18 protein-coding genes are annotated in these 16,777 nt (G+C 47.2%); 11 read left to right on the forward strand and 7 right to left on the reverse strand.

Going from position 1 to position 16,777, the window contains the following annotated elements:
• Positions 1-167: 167 nt before the first annotated feature.
• The gene (gene spxA / locus QRD89_RS05790; RefSeq protein ID WP_008638741.1) at positions 168-563 is read left to right on the forward strand and encodes a transcriptional regulator SpxA; all 396 of its coding nucleotides are present in this window, start codon (positions 168-170) and stop codon (positions 561-563) included.
• 69 nt (positions 564-632) lie between these two features.
• Here the strand turns inward: spxA and QRD89_RS05795 are convergent, their stop codons facing one another.
• Positions 633-1,298: a TerC family protein gene (locus tag QRD89_RS05795; protein WP_008638740.1), complete on the reverse strand. Its 666-nt coding sequence runs from the start codon at positions 1,296-1,298 to the stop codon at positions 633-635.
• Positions 1,299-1,597: 299 nt separating this feature from the next.
• Here QRD89_RS05795 and mecA point away from each other — a divergent pair, with 299 nt between their 5' ends.
• The 3 genes from mecA to pepF all read left to right on the forward strand — a co-directional run bounded on the left by mecA (position 1,598) and on the right by pepF (position 5,407).
• Complete coding sequence (gene mecA, locus QRD89_RS05800; protein ID WP_008638737.1) at positions 1,598-2,290, forward strand: adaptor protein MecA; 693 nt, start codon at positions 1,598-1,600, stop codon at positions 2,288-2,290.
• 95 nt (positions 2,291-2,385) lie between these two features.
• Positions 2,386-3,513 (forward strand): competence protein CoiA, encoded by a 1,128-nt coding sequence (locus QRD89_RS05805; RefSeq protein WP_286096857.1) that lies wholly within the window; start codon positions 2,386-2,388, stop codon positions 3,511-3,513.
• Positions 3,514-3,595: 82 nt separating this feature from the next.
• On the forward strand, positions 3,596-5,407 hold the full coding sequence (gene pepF, locus QRD89_RS05810) for an oligoendopeptidase F (RefSeq protein ID WP_026578367.1): 1,812 nt from the start codon (positions 3,596-3,598) through the stop codon (positions 5,405-5,407).
• Between the two features lie 61 nt (positions 5,408-5,468).
• On the opposite strand, the gene QRD89_RS05815 is transcribed toward pepF, so the two are convergent.
• The 4 genes from QRD89_RS05815 to QRD89_RS05830 form a co-directional block, all read right to left on the reverse strand.
• A complete protein-coding gene (locus QRD89_RS05815) occupies positions 5,469-5,648 on the reverse strand; it encodes a hypothetical protein (RefSeq protein ID WP_008638734.1) in 180 nt (59 codons plus the stop codon).
• Positions 5,649-5,735: 87 nt separating this feature from the next.
• Entirely contained in the window at positions 5,736-6,623 is an 888-nt protein-coding gene (locus QRD89_RS05820; RefSeq protein ID WP_008638733.1) for a ClpXP adapter SpxH family protein, read from the reverse strand.
• A complete protein-coding gene (locus QRD89_RS05825) occupies positions 6,620-7,018 on the reverse strand; it encodes a globin domain-containing protein (protein ID WP_008638732.1) in 399 nt (132 codons plus the stop codon). Before QRD89_RS05825 ends, QRD89_RS05820 begins: the two co-directional genes overlap by 4 nt.
• A 60-nt stretch (positions 7,019-7,078) precedes the next feature.
• Positions 7,079-7,660, reverse strand: coding sequence for a CYTH domain-containing protein (locus QRD89_RS05830; protein WP_008638731.1), 582 nt, complete (start codon positions 7,658-7,660; stop codon positions 7,079-7,081).
• A 132-nt stretch (positions 7,661-7,792) separates the two neighbouring features.
• On the opposite strand from QRD89_RS05830, the gene yjbM reads away from it, so the two are divergent.
• Genes yjbM through QRD89_RS05845 form a run of 3 tightly spaced genes read left to right on the forward strand, consistent with a single transcriptional unit; the run spans position 7,793 to position 10,129 of the window.
• Positions 7,793-8,431: a GTP diphosphokinase gene (yjbM, locus tag QRD89_RS05835; protein ID WP_008638730.1), complete on the forward strand. Its 639-nt coding sequence runs from the start codon at positions 7,793-7,795 to the stop codon at positions 8,429-8,431.
• Between the two features lie 14 nt (positions 8,432-8,445).
• Entirely contained in the window at positions 8,446-9,252 is an 807-nt protein-coding gene (locus tag QRD89_RS05840; protein WP_008638727.1) for an NAD kinase, read from the forward strand.
• Positions 9,242-10,129: an RluA family pseudouridine synthase gene (locus tag QRD89_RS05845; protein WP_236096541.1), complete on the forward strand. Its 888-nt coding sequence runs from the start codon at positions 9,242-9,244 to the stop codon at positions 10,127-10,129. The genes QRD89_RS05840 and QRD89_RS05845 overlap by 11 nt, the downstream gene beginning before the upstream one ends.
• A gap of 57 nt (positions 10,130-10,186) precedes the next feature.
• On the opposite strand, the gene prpE is transcribed toward QRD89_RS05845, so the two are convergent.
• Positions 10,187-10,918, reverse strand: coding sequence for a bis(5'-nucleosyl)-tetraphosphatase PrpE (gene prpE, locus QRD89_RS05850; RefSeq protein ID WP_286096481.1), 732 nt, complete (start codon positions 10,916-10,918; stop codon positions 10,187-10,189).
• Positions 10,919-11,166: 248 nt separating this feature from the next.
• Between prpE and mgtE the strand changes: the two genes are divergently transcribed.
• From mgtE to QRD89_RS05870, 4 genes are all read left to right on the forward strand, one after another.
• Positions 11,167-12,531, forward strand: a complete 1,365-nt coding sequence (gene mgtE / locus QRD89_RS05855; RefSeq protein WP_008638720.1) for a magnesium transporter — start codon at positions 11,167-11,169, stop codon at positions 12,529-12,531.
• A gap of 114 nt (positions 12,532-12,645) precedes the next feature.
• Positions 12,646-14,508, forward strand: coding sequence for a monovalent cation:proton antiporter family protein (locus QRD89_RS05860; RefSeq protein WP_008638718.1), 1,863 nt, complete (start codon positions 12,646-12,648; stop codon positions 14,506-14,508).
• Positions 14,509-14,623: 115 nt separating this feature from the next.
• A complete protein-coding gene (gene fabI, locus QRD89_RS05865) occupies positions 14,624-15,403 on the forward strand; it encodes an enoyl-ACP reductase FabI (protein WP_286096482.1) in 780 nt (259 codons plus the stop codon).
• A 152-nt stretch (positions 15,404-15,555) separates the two neighbouring features.
• Positions 15,556-16,095 (forward strand): CotO family spore coat protein, encoded by a 540-nt coding sequence (locus QRD89_RS05870; RefSeq protein WP_286096483.1) that lies wholly within the window; start codon positions 15,556-15,558, stop codon positions 16,093-16,095.
• 39 nt (positions 16,096-16,134) lie between these two features.
• On the opposite strand, the gene QRD89_RS05875 is transcribed toward QRD89_RS05870, so the two are convergent.
• On the reverse strand, positions 16,135-16,638 hold the full coding sequence (locus QRD89_RS05875; RefSeq protein WP_026578375.1) for a CotY/CotZ family spore coat protein: 504 nt from the start codon (positions 16,636-16,638) through the stop codon (positions 16,135-16,137).
• Positions 16,639-16,777 lie beyond the last annotated feature (139 nt).

The following is a 16,777-nucleotide window of genomic DNA, read 5'->3' on the forward strand; positions in this document are numbered from 1 at the left end:
TTCTTTAAAGGAAACGCGCTTTGAATCGTATTGTCACATATTTGTTGAACTTTATATAGATAATGCTTGACAGATGTGTTATAGTAGAATCAAGGTTAGATTATATTGATTACAAAGAAAGAAGTAATTAAATAACACCATAAATTATTGAGGAGTGAAGTATCTATATGGTTACACTTTATACCTCACCAAGTTGTACATCATGCCGTAAAGCAAAGGCTTGGCTTGAAGAGCACGATATTCCTTATACGGAACGAAATATTTTTTCTGAGCCGCTAACGTTGGACGAGATCAAGGAAATCCTTCGTATGACTGAGGATGGAACGGAAGAGATCATTTCCACACGTTCTAAGGTATTCCAAAAATTGAAAGTGGACTTTGACCAGCTGCCGATGCAGGATTTGTTCGATCTTATTCAAGAAAACCCTGGTCTGCTGCGCCGTCCAATCATTCTGGATGACAAACGTCTGCAAGTAGGATACAACGAAGACGAAATTCGTCGATTCCTTCCACGCAGCGTTCGTACGTTCCAATTGAAAGAAGCACAACGCTTAGTCAATTAATAAATGAAGAAAGCTGGAAGGCGGTAGCCTCTCCAGCTTTTTTCTTTTTATATGGTTCGAGCCCGGTTTTCATATCGCCGTTCCCTTCCTTTTGTTCGCGAAATATCCTAATGTAATAACCAAAATGACCATGAAAGGAGCGAACACTTGGTGGATGATCGGCATTTGCTCTGCAAAGTGGAGGACATGGCGGTCTTCCAGCACCATTTCTGCCGCTGTAAAGGTCAAAATGCCGGCACCGAAATAGATGAGCATCGGGAACTTGTCCATTAAATGAAGGATAATCCTGCTGCCCCAAACGATGATTGGGACGGAAACGAGCAGACCGATCACAACGAGGATGATGTTGTTGTGCGAGGCACCTGCTATGGCAAGCACATTATCGAATCCCATGACGATATCGGCGAAGACGATGGTTTTAACAGCTGCGAACAGACTGTCACCGGCTTTGATATGGTCGTTTTCGTCATTGTCTGTCAAGAGTTTGATGGCGATATAGAAAAGTAACAGCCCTCCGATTAATTGAAGATAAGGAATTTGGAGAAGATAAAGAGCAACCATCGTTAACAGCACCCTGGCGGCGACCGCGAGGCCTGTCCCGAGGATGATGGCCTTGTTCCTTTGTTCCGGGGGGAGGTTTCGACTCGCGAGTGCGATGACGACCGCATTATCTCCGCCGAGAATAATATCGATACTGATGATGATCAACAGTGGTTCAAGCAAGTCCCAGTTCATGTGATAATCCTCCTGGCTATGTAGTGACAAACTTAGGGGAATAGGCTAAAATGATAACTCAACCACCCGGTAAGACGGCCTTATTGTCATGATATTCATGTCTTATATGGTTATATGCTGAATTCGAGCAATTTGTTTTCCATTTAGACATTCCTGTCATACAATAGGAATACATCAACCCTTACTTTCTACACATCTCAACGGTTGAAGCCAGGGCCTAACGGGTAAGGTTCTAAAACGAACGCAAGGGTGAGTGTTCCCTTCCCCCTTAAAACATGATAAGAAGGGAGAGAGACGTTATGGAAATTGAACGTATCAATGAAAACACCGTGAAGTTTTACGTAACATATCAAGATGTTGAGCAAAGAGGTTTCGACAGAGAAGAGATCTGGTATAACCGTGAGCGCAGTGAGCAGTTGTTCTGGGAAATGATGGATGAAGTCAACGACCAGGAGAATTTCCACGCGGATGGTCCGCTTTGGATTCAAGTACAGGCAATGGACAAAGGCCTAGAGGTAATTGTCACGAAAGCCCAAGTGTCTCAAGACGGCCAAAAGCTTGAACTGCCTCAGGAAGACGGGAAAGAAATCGATCTGCCGATTGACGATAAGCTGGAATCATTATTGGATGATAAATTCCATGCGAAAGATGATCAGGATGATGAAGATGAGGATGAGGAAATCGATTCTGACGAGCCTTTAGCATTTACGTTGAAGTTCCAGGATTTCGAAGACATCATTCAATTAAGTCACTACGTATCTTCACCGGAAAGTATGGAGCAGAAGTTGTTCCATTTCGAGGATCGATACTATCTATATATTCAATTCCAAGATGAAAATATGAGTGATGACGACCAGGAAAATATTCTGAGTCAATTGATGGAGTATGGCCAGGAATCTTCTCTGACTATACACAGGCTTGAAGAGTATGGAAAAACCATATTCGAAGCAGACGCCTTATCTTCCATCAAACAGCACTTCCCTGTTGATTGATGCAAGAAGCACACAGTTTTGTGTGCTTTTTTTATTTGATAAAAAGGGGAAGGACTTTCTTTTGTCGAAAGGTAGGGGTGGAGGTGAAGCTGTTGATGTATGCGTTAGACAGCAAAGGGGAAATTCTATCCCTGTACCAAGTATCTAAAAGTATGATTGATTCCATGAGAAACGACACGTACCATTGCCCTGTATGTAAGGAGCGAGTCCTGATCAGAGCCGGAAATAAGGTGACCCCGCACTTCGCCCATCGTCCTGACAGTGAGTGTGCGGCAGGGAGTGGAGGGGAAACAGAGGAGCATGAGCGCGGAAAGTGGCAGCTGTTCCACTGGCTTAAACAGCAGGGGCAGGAGGCAGCAATAGAGAAGAGGCTTTCGAATGGGAAGCGCCCGGACGTATTGCTGACTCTGCCGCGCAGACGGATCGCCTTGGAGTACCAATGTTCACGCATTCCCCAAAAAGACATTATAAAACGAACAAAAGCGTATCAATCGATGGGAATTTTCCCTTTGTGGATTCTCAGCAGCCGTCACTTTTGTCAAAAAGGCCCCCATCGCTTTATCCTCAATGATTTCCTCCGTACTTGCATGTATCACTTCCCTCACGGGTACCAACTGTTTTTTCTCGATATTTCCAAACAAGAGATAATTCTCGTCTATCCGCAAGGCTCTCTCGGTATGGGAATGACGATAGGCAGCATAAAGAAAGTCCCTCTTTCACACCTCTCTTTTCCGCAGTTATTCTCCTCCCCAGCCCCCTTTCCTAGAAACGTTTTCCATGATTATTTACAGCAGATGTGGTATGTTAATCGCACGGTTTACCGTAAAGAGGAAAGTTCTTCCGAGCGTCAATACCGCCAGTATTTATACTTAAAAGGTCTTCACTTCTCTTTGATTCCAAGTGCTGCATTTCTCCCGGTGCCGGGACAGGTACAGCTGGGAGGGAAGGCGTATCTATGGCAGACGAAACTTTTGATTGAACATTTTCTTCCTGCTTCGTATGAAACAATCATTGAATTACCCGAAGTGGAAGTCCCAGAGACGATCAATGGTTATCAGCCTTCGCTTTCCATGCAGTATTTAGAGCAGCTCCACGCTTTAAATATCGTGCGTAAAACAGGGAAGAATAAGTGGGTGAAGAACAGGCAGCTGACCTTCCATACCCATATGGAAGCCGGACTAAAGGAAGACGAACAAACCTTAGCACAGCTGGGGCGTTTATAAAATGTTTCGGTTTGTGAAGGGATTACTTGAAAAATCGAGAAACCATTATAAGATGATCTTTTTATGAAGGAGGATGTTGGACATGTCTTCAACGAAACAATTACCAAAACGTGAGGAGATTCCTGTAGAAAAAACGTGGGACCTCGAGGCTATATTTGAAACGGATGAGAAATGGTATGAAGAGCTGAAAGCGATTGAGGGAATGCTTCCCGAACTGGACAACTATCGGGGGAATTTAGGAGCATCGGCCGAGCAGCTTTACAAACTGCTTGATTTCCAGGACAAAATTTCGAATCGCATCGGCCGTCTATATACTTATGCCCATATGAGGAACGATCAGGATACGACGAACTCTCATTATCAGGAGATGAATGCGAAAGCGGAATCGCTGTTTACCAAACTCGCCTCTGCGATGAGCTTCATCGTTCCTGAAATTCTTGCGCTGCCGGAAGGTACGGTTAAAGGATACCTTGATACTTACAAGCCGTTGGAATTATACAGACACACCCTTGATGAGATTACGCGGCAGCGGGCACATGTGCTCAGTGAACAGGAAGAGAAGCTGTTGGCTGGTTTTTCGGAAATCGGGGCGAATCCTTCCCAGACCTTCGGAGCGCTTAACAATGCGGACATTACTTTCCCTGTGATTAAAAACGAGAAGGGGGAAGACGTGGAGCTCACGCACGGCCGCTATGTCGGATTCTTGAAATCAGATGACAGAGATGTACGCAGGCGTGCGTTTGAAGCGATGTACGACACGTTCGGTTCCTTTAAGAATACGTTCGCTTCCACGCTCAGCGGGCATGTGAAGAAGAATAATTTCAATGCGACGGTAAGGAAGTATGACCGGGCTCGTCAGGCGAAGCTTGATAACAACAACATCCCTGAATCCGTATACGACAACTTGATTGAAGCAGTTCATGAACGGCTGCCTTTATTACATCGTTATGCAGAAATGCGTAAAGAGGTCCTCGGGTTGGATGAAGTGCATATGTACGACTTATATACACCGCTTGTTAAGGATGCGGAAATGGAAGTTTCTTATGAAGAAGCGCAGAAGCTTGTGCTGGACGGGCTGAAACCGCTTGGAGAAGAGTACGGGGAGATCCTTCAGTCAGCATTTAAAGATCGGTGGATCGATGTCGAAGAGAATAAAGGAAAACGGAGCGGTGCGTATTCCTCGGGCCACTACGGTACCAACCCTTACATCCTTATGAACTGGCAGGACAACGTGAACAACTTGTTCACCCTTGCTCACGAGCTCGGCCACTCCCTGCACAGTTACTACACGCACCGGAACCAGCCATATCGTTACGGTAACTACTCCATCTTTGTGGCAGAGGTTGCATCTACTTGTAATGAAGCGCTGTTGAACGATCATCTTTTGAACAAAGTTGACAGTGACAAGGAAAAGCTGTACCTGTTGAATAATTTTCTGGAAGGCTTTCGGGGAACCGTCTTTCGTCAGACGATGTTCGCGGAGTTCGAGCATGAAATTCATATTCAGGCCCAGAACGGGGAGGCTCTTACAGCCGGTAAGCTGACAGAAATCTATTATGATTTGAATAAGAAGTATTTCGGTGACAATATCGTCATTGATGACGACATCGGATTGGAATGGGCGCGCATCCCGCACTTCTATATGGGATACTACGTCTATCAGTATGCTACAGGTTATGCAGCCGCACAGGCACTGGCGGGGCAGATCCTGGAAGAGGGCGAACCAGCGGTCGACCGCTATAAGAGCTTCCTTAAGGCGGGCAGCAGTGATTACCCGATCGAGGTGTTGAAACGCGCCGGCGTAGATATGACCTCCAAAGATCCGATTCTTGCTGCACTGGACGTGTTTGAAGAGAAGTTGAATGAAATGGAACAATTGCTGCAGAAAGCATAAAGGAAAAGAAGCGTCCGGGCTGCTCCGGGCGCTTCTTTTTTTGAAAAACTATGTAGCGTGCTCATTTAAAACCTCGGAAGGTTTTCTTGTGAGTAAACAGGGAAATAGTCAGGTAGATAGCTGCAAAGAGGAGCGGCGATGTGACGTATAACGGGAACATCTTCATTAAGGCGAGCAGGTGAAGCAGCAGAAGCATCAGAATGATAAGAAGAAAAAGGACCGCCATCCATAGTTTCATCATACAGACACACCTCCTTGAATCATCCTATGCTTGTCAGGGGGATTCTATGTAAAAACAGCTCCCGCTGGATGCGGGAGCTGTTACTGTTCAAGAGTTCATATATTTCCAGAAAGTACCGTGTTTGACAGGCACTTCTCTTGCTTTCTGCTTCAGGACCAACTTCTTCATTTCCCGTTTCGCTTCCTGTTCCGTCCAGTCGTACACGACGGCGATCTCCTTATTCGCTACGAAGCGATAGTGTTGCAAGAAATCCTCCAAAGCGGGCTTTACACCAGGCTTTGGATCTTTCTGAAGCATTTCTTTCAACACTTTCACGTACACATCGTAAGCATACAGTCCGGTAATTTTCAGTCCGGCGTCTTCTTCTGACTCATTGAAAATGACGATGGTCGGCGTGGAATCAACCTCCATTTCATGAGCGAGCTTCAAGTCGCATTGGAGGGCCCGTTTCGCAGCATCTGAATGGATGTCTTTCTTGAATTCCCTGACATCCAGTTTGCTCTGTTCCGCACATTCGATGAGTACCTTCTCATCAGAGATGTCCTGCTTCTCAAGGAATACATATTCCTGTACTTTGCGAAGAAAGCGCATGCCTGCTTTTTTTCCCTGCAATTCCGCTGCTTTGACTGCGAGAGCCGTTGCGAAAGGGGAAGCGACGGGATTTTCCAGCCAGACATCGCCGTCACAGCACATACCTGTACGGGACGCCGTATGGTCCCAGGCCTGCTTCAGATTTTCCGGTTTCTTCATTTTATTTTGATGCAGATTAGCCAGCTTGCCGCTGATGATCGGTTTTATGGTGAAGAAGCGGCCGTATTCGATGTTGAGCTTCTTGAGAAAAGGTTCCATGGACCAGCATTCCGGGCAGAGAGGATCGATGAAGACATAAATTTCTATAGGCCGTTTCAATAAATCGAAGAAGCCGCTTGTTGTGGTATTTGTCTCTTTTTCACTGCTCAAGCTTTTCCAACTCACATCGATTCTCCTTTCTCATCCTCAGGTGTATTCATCATATGGTTGGCTGTCATCGTTAATCGCTCAAACATGAAGGAGCGGTGGGGTTCTTCTATGCCCACTTCCGTCATGGCTCCCGACATGCATGACAGCCAGGCATCTCTTCTCTTTGGAGTTATTTCAAATGGCAGGTGTCTCGCCCTGAGCATCGGATGACCGTGCTCTTCTACATAGAGGGGCGGACCTCCAAAAAACTGTGTCAAAAATTGCTTTTGTTTACGAATGGTTTCGCTGAAATCATTGGGGAAAATCGGTACTAAGTCCGGGTGCTTCTGTACCCGTGCATAAAAAGCCTCGACGAGCTGATCGATTTTATCTTTTCCTATTTCATCGAAAATCGTACCACGTTGTTGCATATAATCCCTTCCTGTCCTGTCTGTGAGTCCATTTTAGCAATGGGGAGGTGTGGACGGCAACTATTCTGATTGCAGCTTGGCTTGGTAGAAGCGTTTGATCTTATTATCTGTCTGCCGTTCGGGAATCTTGCACGCCTCCAGAATTTGCTTGATGACCTGTAAACCTGCCTCTTTCGATGGAGCTTCCACTTCCAGTTCGTAGTCTTCCTTATCGTAATAAAGACTGTGATCAAGAACGACAAGAGCTCCGTTATAAGGCAGTTCTTTTCTCCGTGTGGTAAGCGAACCGAGGTAGTGAAGGCGGTCCTGATCGATGCCGAGCCCCTCCAATTGACGGGAGATATCTGCTTTCTTCGGACCTTTGTTCTGGATCCATAGGTTCGCTTCCTCTTCTGTCAAAGGTGCATGAGTCTCTAAAAGTCCGTCCTTGTGAGGCTCTTTCAAAGTCATGGTCCAGGAGCCGTTTTTCTTGCGGATCCTTAGTGCAGCGCCCTTCCCCCGCAATTGCCCGTCACCTGTTTCAAAATAATAATTGGTTTGTTCCATAAGTTCAACCGATTCGAATGGGAGAAACTGATAAATACGGTTATACTCCGCTTCTGTTAGCAGATTTTTGAATTCGATTTCAATTTCCTGGGACATGTAAAAACCTCCTGATTATGGGAAATAGTCAGACGTACTGCTTATTCCGTCGCTATACTTTATGATACAATGAATAGGAAAGAAAACGCACATAATTACTATGAAGATTGGATACATAAAGGTGGGCGCTGAATGAATTGGGAAATATTTATGGCACCTTATATACAAGTGGTGGAAGAATTAAAAATCAAATTAAAGGGAATGCGGAAGCAGTTCGAGTACGAAGAAGAGCAGTCGCCGATTGAATTCGTAACAGGCCGAGTCAAGCCCCGGTCAAGCATTGTCCAGAAAGCAAGACGGAAGGGCATCAATCCGGAGAATATTGAAGATGAACTGCAGGATATAGCCGGCGTACGTGTGATGACACAGTTCGTGGACGACATCTATGCCGTTGTCGACATGCTGCGGAACAGGCAGGACTTCGAAATCGTCGAGGAGAAGGACTATGTTTCGGACAAGAAAGACAGTGGATATCGTTCTTTTCATGTCGTCATCCTCTATCCTGTGGAAACGATCCACGGCCAGAAGAAAGTGTTGGCAGAGATTCAGATCCGCACGCTGGCGATGAACTTCTGGGCGACGAACGAGCACTCATTGAATTATAAATACTCGGGAAAAATACCTTCAGAAATCAAGTCCCGCCTGAAGCGGGCTGGAGAAGCTGCCTTTCAGCTGGATGAAGAGATGTCAAAGATCAAGAGCGAAGTCCAGGAAGCGCAGCGCGTCTTCATGAAGAAAGAAGAACAGAAGAAGAATACGAACAATTCGTAAAGGAGTGGTCACCGATGAAGTTCTCCATCTTGTCCAGAGGAGATAAGAAATCGAATGAAATCCGCAGCAAAATAAAAAGCTATTTAACCGAATTCCAGTTGGAATACAGCGAAGAGGAACCGGATTTAGCGATTTCTGTAGGAGGGGACGGTACGTTGCTGGAAGCCTTCCACACCTATGTCCACCGCCTTGATAAAACAGCCTTCATCGGTATCCATACCGGCCACCTCGGCTTCTATGCCGACTGGATGCCGGAAGAAATGGAGAAGTTGATCATTGAAATCGCCAAAACACCATTCCAAGTGGTGGAGTACCCTCTCCTGGAAGTAACGATCCGTCCGCACGGAGGCGGAGAAGAAGATCGCTACCTTGCTTTGAATGAGTGTACCATCAAGACGGCAGAAGGATCTGTGGTCATGGATATCGAGATCAAAGGCGATCATTTTGAAACGTTCCGTGGAGATGGTCTTTGTGTATCGACTCCTTCCGGTAGTACGGCTTATAACAAAGCATTGGGAGGAGCCATCCTTCATCCGTCGCTGGAAGCCTTCCAGATTGCAGAAATGGCATCCATCAACAACCGTGTCTTCCGGACGATCGGCTCGCCGTTGATTCTGCCGAGCCATCACACCTGCATGTTCAAGCCGAAGAACGACCGGAGCTTCCTTTTCACGCTCGATCATATTTCCCGTACGTACAAAGATGTGAAATCGATTCAGTTCCGTGTAGCAGAAGAGAAGGTTCGCTTCGCCCGCTTCCGTCCGTTCCCGTTCTGGAAAAGGGTTCACGATTCCTTTGTCGCAGATGAGCATGAGCAGTAATATCAAAAAGAAGTGGGACATCGACCCGTCCGACGCGGGACGATCGGTAAGGGACTTCCTGCGGGGGAAGGGCAGATTCTCCCGTCAGCTTCTTAAGCGGGTCCGCATGAACGGACATATCTTCATCGATGAAAAAGAAGCAGAAATGTGGCAGCCTTTGAAAGGCGCCTCGACGCTCACGGTCGTGTTCCCTGCAGAAGAACGGGGAGCAATTGAGCCGGTGGAAGGTCCGCTTGCTATCCTTTATGAAGATGAGGATATTCTTGTATTGGATAAACCGTCCGGCATTGCCGTCGTTCCTCCTTACAAAAAGGAACCGTCCATTGCCAGTCATCTGATTGCTTATTATGAGGAAATCGGTCACCCATGCACCGTCCATATTGTCACGAGACTCGACACCTACACATCGGGGCTGATGCTGGTCGCGAAACATGCATACAGTCACATGCTGCTGACGAGAAAGGCTAAACTGGTGGACCGCTTTTATCAAGCATTGGTGGAAGGCCTACCGGAACCGGAAAAGGGGTTAATCGACGCACCTATTGAGAGAGCGGACGATTCCATCATCCGAAGAACGGTTGACCCGGAAGGGAAGCCTTCACAAACGATGTATGATGTGCTGGAGACGGGTGGCAGGGTGTCCAAAGTTGCCTTTCAGCTGTTGACGGGAAGAACGCATCAAATTCGTGTCCATATGGCACATATCGGGCATCCGCTGGTCGGTGATACTCTTTATGGGGCGCGACAAGCAGATAAGCTGGCAGGGCAGGCGCTTCACTGCTATCATCTGAAGTTGCAGCACCCTTGGACAGGAGAGTCTATGAGCTTCGATTCTAAAGCCCCTTCTATATGGAGCAGTTACATGAAAGAAAAATAAAAATCCGAACGACCCTTTGCATGCCTTACAGGAAGAAAGCAAAGTCGTTCGGATTTTTTAATAGCTGAATTTCTCTTCCATGAACGGCATAGACGAAGGGATACGGACGATCGTTTCCTCCGGAAGTTGAAAGGCCGTCAAGTCCCCGCCGAAAACACAGCCGGTGTCGATGTTTACGGTTTGATTGACAAATCGCGGCTCACGGACCGGGGTATGACCGTAGACGATCCAGCGGTCTCCGTGATATTCCTGAGCCCAGTCCCGCCTTACCGGCCTTCCGTCTGGAAGCTTTTCTCCCGTAATGTCGCCATATAAGACGAATGTCTCTATTCGTTTGCTTTTTCGACCGATATCTTCTTCCCGGATACCGGCGTGGGCCACTACTGCATGTGCATCTTTTAGTATCAGGTGGAGCGGTGCCTGCTCATATAATTGTTTGAACCGATGTTTAATCTCCTTCTGTTCTTCCTTCGGCAGGCTGCGGTATTCTGCTGTCGTTGTTTCCAGTCCGTGTTTCTCCTGAACACCGTTACCAAGAAAAAAACGGTAGAGCTTGTTGCAATGATTGCCTGGTACATAGAGGGCTTTCTCCTGTTCGACAAGCTCCGTTACGAGACGGATGCAGCCGATCGAATCAGGTCCCCGATCGGTTATGTCACCGACGAATACGGGTATGCGTCCTTCTGGATGTACCGGTATTCCGGAATGCCAGCCATACCCGAGCTCTGCAAACAACTGCTTCAGTTCGTCGAGACATCCGTGAACATCTCCAATGATATCGTAGGCCATTCAAATTCGTCCCTTCTGCTATATATCGCTCCTATTTTTCCCATCCTAATCAATTGTAAACCTTTTCTCCAGCCGCCATTCAGTATTTCGCTCCCATCCTGAGCAGGCTTCTGTTACACTACGATTATGCAGGATTTTGGTCGAAGCAAAAAGAAAAATGACAAAAAAATGACTTCCGTTGACAAAAGGGCTTTACGCCATTAAGATTAAACGGTCAAAAATGAAATAGACGCCGGGGAGGGTTGCTTATGGAACACTTAGATGACCAAGAACGCCAGCAGGTCTGGGCGAATATCAAAGATGCGCTGTTCAATGATCATATCGATCAGTTCCGGGCGGAGTTCTTGGAACTACATCCATATGATCAAGCAAGGATATTCGAAGGCAGGGACGAAGACGTTCGTCTGCAGATTTATACGTACCTGTCACCGGAAGAAGTAGCGGATTTTATGGAACATATTGATTATGAAGAGATTGAACCGTTTTTCTCCGAAATGGATCCGACCTTCGCCGCCCAGGTCTTTGCAGAAATGTCCGCCGATGATGCAGTCGACATCTTTAATGAATTGGATAAGGACAAAGTGGCAAGCTTCTTGACGATCATGGACGAAGAAGCTGCGGATGAAATCAAGGACCTGCTTCATTATGAAGAAAAAACAGCCGGGTCGATCATGACGACGGAATATGTCGTGGTCAATGCGACCATGACCATCAAAGAAGCGATGGTCCATTTAAGAACCGAAGCACCTGACGCCGAGACGATTTACTATACGTATGTCATTGATGAGGATAAGCGTCTTGCAGGAGTTATCTCCTTAAGGGATTTGATTATTTCGGAAGAAGACTGGCTGATTGCCGACGTGATGAATGAACGGGTGGTATCGGTCTCAGTGGGAGATGATCAGGAAGAAGTGGCACGGATGGTCCGTGACTACGATTTCCTGGCCCTGCCGGTCGTGGACTTCCAGGACCATCTGCTCGGAATCATCACCGTCGATGATATTATGGACGTCATGGAAGAAGAGGCGAGTGATGACTATTCTAAATTCGCCGCCATTTCTGATGTTGACAGTCCGGATGATAATGCCTTTTCCTCAGCGAAGAAACGGCTGCCATGGCTGATCATTCTGCTTTTCCTCGGCAGTTTGACCGCCAGTCTGATCGGTCGTTTTGAAGAAACGTTGGATAAAGTCGCCATTTTAGCGATCTTCATTCCCCTGATTGCAGGAATGGGGGGGAATACCGGCACACAGGCGCTTGCCGTCGCCGTTCGCGGTATTGCAACTGGTGAATTTGAAAAACAGGGAAAAATCAAAATGATGATGCGCGAAGCGGGAACGGGTTTAATCAGCGGGATTGTCTGCGGTGTTCTCATGATGTTGATTGTATATATATGGCAGGGGAACTTTTTCCTGGGTGTCCTCGTTGGACTGTCCATTCTATTGACGCTGATTGTGGCTACGTTGGCTGGTTCGCTTGTACCGCTGATCATGCACCGCCTGAACGTCGATCCGGCAGTTGCTTCCGGCCCGTTCATTACGACGCTGAACGACTTAATTTCCATTCTTATTTATTTCGGAATGGCCACCGCCTTCATGAACCTGCTTATTTAAGCAGATACGTAAAGAATGGGGAAATGAAAACATGAAGGAATAGGCAGTATAGAAGAAAGAAGATGATAAATATAAAAAATCATCAACTAGGAATAGTTGGAGAGGGGGGTACGTATGGAACATGGTGCTTCAGTAACTTCGCTCGTTATTGTCATTATCGCCGCATTCCTTACACCAATTTTACTACACCGATTTAAATTAACGATGATACCGGTGGTAGTAGCTGAAATTATCGTCGGCTTGATCATTGGTCAAAGTGGATTTGACCTCGTTGATCAGGGGAGCTGGCTTGAAATACTCTCGACGCTTGGGTTCATCTTCCTGATGTTCTTAAGCGGTCTGGAGATTGATTTTTCGATTTTCGCAAGAAAGAAAAAGAAAGCAAAACCGGAAAACCAAAATACTGGTGCTCCGAACCCGGTCTGGGTGGCGACGCTTGTATTCCTGGGGATCTTCGTCATATCCCTGGCCTTGTCGTTCGCCTTCGTATGGGCCGGCTTCATCGATAATGCCTTCTTAATGACGTTGATTATTTCAACGATATCCCTTGGTGTCGTCGTTCCTACTTTGAAAGATGCCCAAATGATGAAGACAACGATCGGACAGACGATTCTGTTGATAGCCGTCATTGCAGACCTGGTGACGATGATTCTCCTTGCGGTATTTGTCTCCATTTATGGAGAGAGCGGAGGAAATACGTGGCTCTTGTTGATTCTGTTCGCAGCCGGTGTGCTTTTCTATTACATTGGCAAGAAGTTCCGTCATCAGTCCTATGTAGAAACGATGACCAAAGGGACGATTCAGATCGATACCCGTGCGGTCTTCACGCTGATCCTTCTGCTTGTAGCCCTGTCGGAACAGGTAGGGGCAGAAAACATCCTCGGTGCGTTCCTTGCCGGGACGTTAGTATCTCTATTGTCTCCAAACCCGGAAATGGTCAAGCGGCTGGACAGCTTCGGTTACGGTTTCCTTATTCCGATCTTCTTCGTAATGGTCGGTGTGGAAATCGATATTTGGAGCTTGTTTACAGATACGAGAGTGCTTCTTTTAATACCGCTCTTGTTCTTGGCCTTGCTCGTCTCCAAGGTCGTACCTGCCCTGCTTCTCAGCAAGTGGTATGACATGAAGACCGTATTCGGTTCGGGATTCATCCTCACTTCGACGCTTTCCCTTGTCATCGCTGCAGCGGCGATCGGGAAGCGTGAAGGAATGATCGATGATCAGATGGAAGGCGCGCTTATTCTCGTCGCCGTCTTGACATGCCTGATCGGACCGATTCTCTTCAAGAAAATCTACGGCAGATTTGAAGAGGAAGACCACAAAACGGTCGTTTCTTTCGTCGGTTCCAACCGGATGACGCTGCCGGTCGTGAGAGAGCTTGACGTCAACGCGTATGAAACGCACCTCTATCATATGAAAATGGATAAGATCGATGACCGGATTACGAGGCAGTGCTTCGATATCAAGGAGCTCGATGACTATGATGTCGAGCAGATGAAGGAAATCGGAGTATTCGATGTCGATCTTCTCGTCGCATCGACAGGGGATGAAGAGCGGAACGCCAAGATTGCCCGCTTTGCGAAAGAGCAGGGAGTCGAGCGCGTCATCGCAAGAATCGAATCCACCGACCTCGCTCAGGAAATGAAGGACTTGAACGTAAGTGTGTTCTCTGTATTCCTGTCGACGAAAGCCTTGCTTAAAGCCATGATTGAAGCGCCGAATGTCCTGGATATCCTTACAACTCAGGAGAACGCGTTGTATCAGATCAATATGAATAATTCCATTTATAACGGCACTCACCTCCGTGAGTTTCCTTTCACCGGGGACGTTATTATGGTTCGTATCTTCCGAGGAAAAGATTCCATCGTCCCTCATGGAGATACCGAACTGAAAATGGGTGACCGCCTGATTGTCACCGGTTCCCATGAATATGTAGAAGAATTAAAAGCAGAATTAGAATACTGTGAATGGTGCTGAGAAGAAGCCTCCCAATGATTGGGAGGCTCTTTTTTGTACATTGTCATATGTAAGCCTTTCCGTTAAAATAGGAGCAGGTACTAATATCAAATGCTAATTTAGGAGGATTTAACGGATGAATTTTTCTTTGGAAAATCGTACGTACGTCGTCATGGGTGTCGCTAACAAGCGGAGCATCGCCTGGGGAATAGCAAGGTCGCTGCATGCGGCAGGAGCACGTCTCATTTTCACCGTAGCATCCGAGCGTTTCAAGAAAGCTGTGCAAGACCTTGCTGATACATTGGAAGGCGGACCGGAATCCCTTGTATATGAGTGTGATGTAACGGACGATGAAGCGATCATCCAGACATTTGAACAAATCGGACAAGATGTAGGCGTCATCCACGGACTTGCGCACTGTATCGCTTTCGCCAACAGGGAAGAGCTGAAGAATGAGTATTTGAACACAAGCAGGGACGGTTTCCTGACGGCCCATAACATCAGCTCCTATTCCTTAACGGCTGTTGCACGGGCAGCCCAACCGTTGATGAAGGAGGGCGGCAGCATCCTTACGATGACATATCTCGGCGGAGAACAGGTCGTGAAGAACTACAACGTCATGGGTGTAGCCAAAGCTAGTCTGGATGCGAGCGTGAAGTACCTGGCCAATGATTTAGGCAAACACAACATTCGCGTCAATGCCATTTCGGCAGGTCCGATCCGTACTTTGTCCGCCAAAGGTGTCGGGGACTTCAATCAGATTCTTCAGGTCATTGAAGTACGTGCTCCGCTCCGCCGTCCTGTGACGCAGGAGGAAGTGGGGGATACCGGGTATTACCTCATGAGTGATTTGTCCCGCGGAGTGACCGGAGAAATTATTCACGTTGATGGCGGCTTCAGTACCGTCGCCTACTGAAAATCCAATTAATCATAGGAAAAACGCCTTTCTCTAATCAGGAAGGCGTTTTTTTGATGGAAAGGTTTTGTCATAATGCAGGAAAAGTGAACATGAAAGGGAACTTGGGCATATACATAGAATGATGATCGAATGGAAAAGGAGAGATCCCTATGGCCGAAGAGAAACGCCTTGCACAGCAGCCTATGCTTTATATTGTACAGCCAAAATTGAAGCCGGCGGAAGTTCCGATGCAAACGAGCTTCCGGACGCAGCGGAAGTCGGTGGACGCGAGTGTGCCATCAGCGGAACCGGCAGCGAAAGAAACATCGGCTCAAGAGAAAGAGACAAGGATGCGCCGTCAACAAGCACCGCATGTGGAAGAATTGTCGAAGCTGAAGAAGGAGGAGGAACAAGCGCCCGACGATCCTCCTGCCAGTAAAGCGGGACAGGAAGAGAAGCGGACGCCTACGTCGCGGGAACGAAGGCAGGGGTTCCATGAGTTGTCCCTGGAAGAGAAAGTGAACTATTTCTTCAAGCTTTCTCCCCACGTGCCGAAGATGAAGTGTGAAGTGAAAACAGCGGAAGAGCAGTACAAAGGCTACATCACCGATTATCAGGATGGTGTGGTGCATATGAAAGTGTTCCAGCGGCCGTTCGAGCGGACGGTTCCCTTTGCGGACATTACGGACATCCGTCTTCTCGGTTTCTAAATGCATAAAAAACCGCGCTTTGTGGGCGCGGTTTTTGTTTTATAGTGTGGCTGCTGCCGGCAGACAAGTTACGTGGCAGAAGCAGTTCAAATCAACCGTGATGCAGATTCCGGAAGCGCGCAGGTTGCGGCAGCTTTGGTCTGCTGGAGATTTAGGATCGCAGTCGTGTTTTCCACGGAAGTCCTCGTCTCCACTCTCTTCGTCATCCCCGCGGTGCCAACGGTCGGCGAATAGAAGTTCGAGGATTGCACATCCGTCATTGTCTACGGATTTAACGCGGAAGAAGAAGCTTCCTCTTACGTCACAGCCTTCTCCGCTTCGCTTAGAACCGTATCCTTTGAAAGGTTTGCATCCATCTTTGCAGTATAGGATGACAGGAACCGTATCGAATCCGGAACCTCCGCCCGTGTCACCTAGAAGATCAGCGATTGACTGCTCACAGCTTGTTGTGCAATCATGCATCACATCGTTCTGTGCATCGACGATATCTTTAAGAATATCGATTACACAAGAGCCTGAATCGTAATTTTTACCACAGCTCATTATTATTTTCCCCTTTCCATACGCATTGACGTATCGTCTTTACTACAATATGTCGGTGCGCTTTGTCGGTGTGGGCATTTGACCCTTTTCAACAAAACGGCAAGTTTTTTTCCATGGATGGGCAGACGACTATACCCAA

This window comes from Halobacillus sp. ACCC02827, assembly GCF_030291935.1.
In the GTDB taxonomy this organism is placed as follows: Bacteria; Bacillota; Bacilli; order Bacillales; family Halobacillaceae; genus Halobacillus.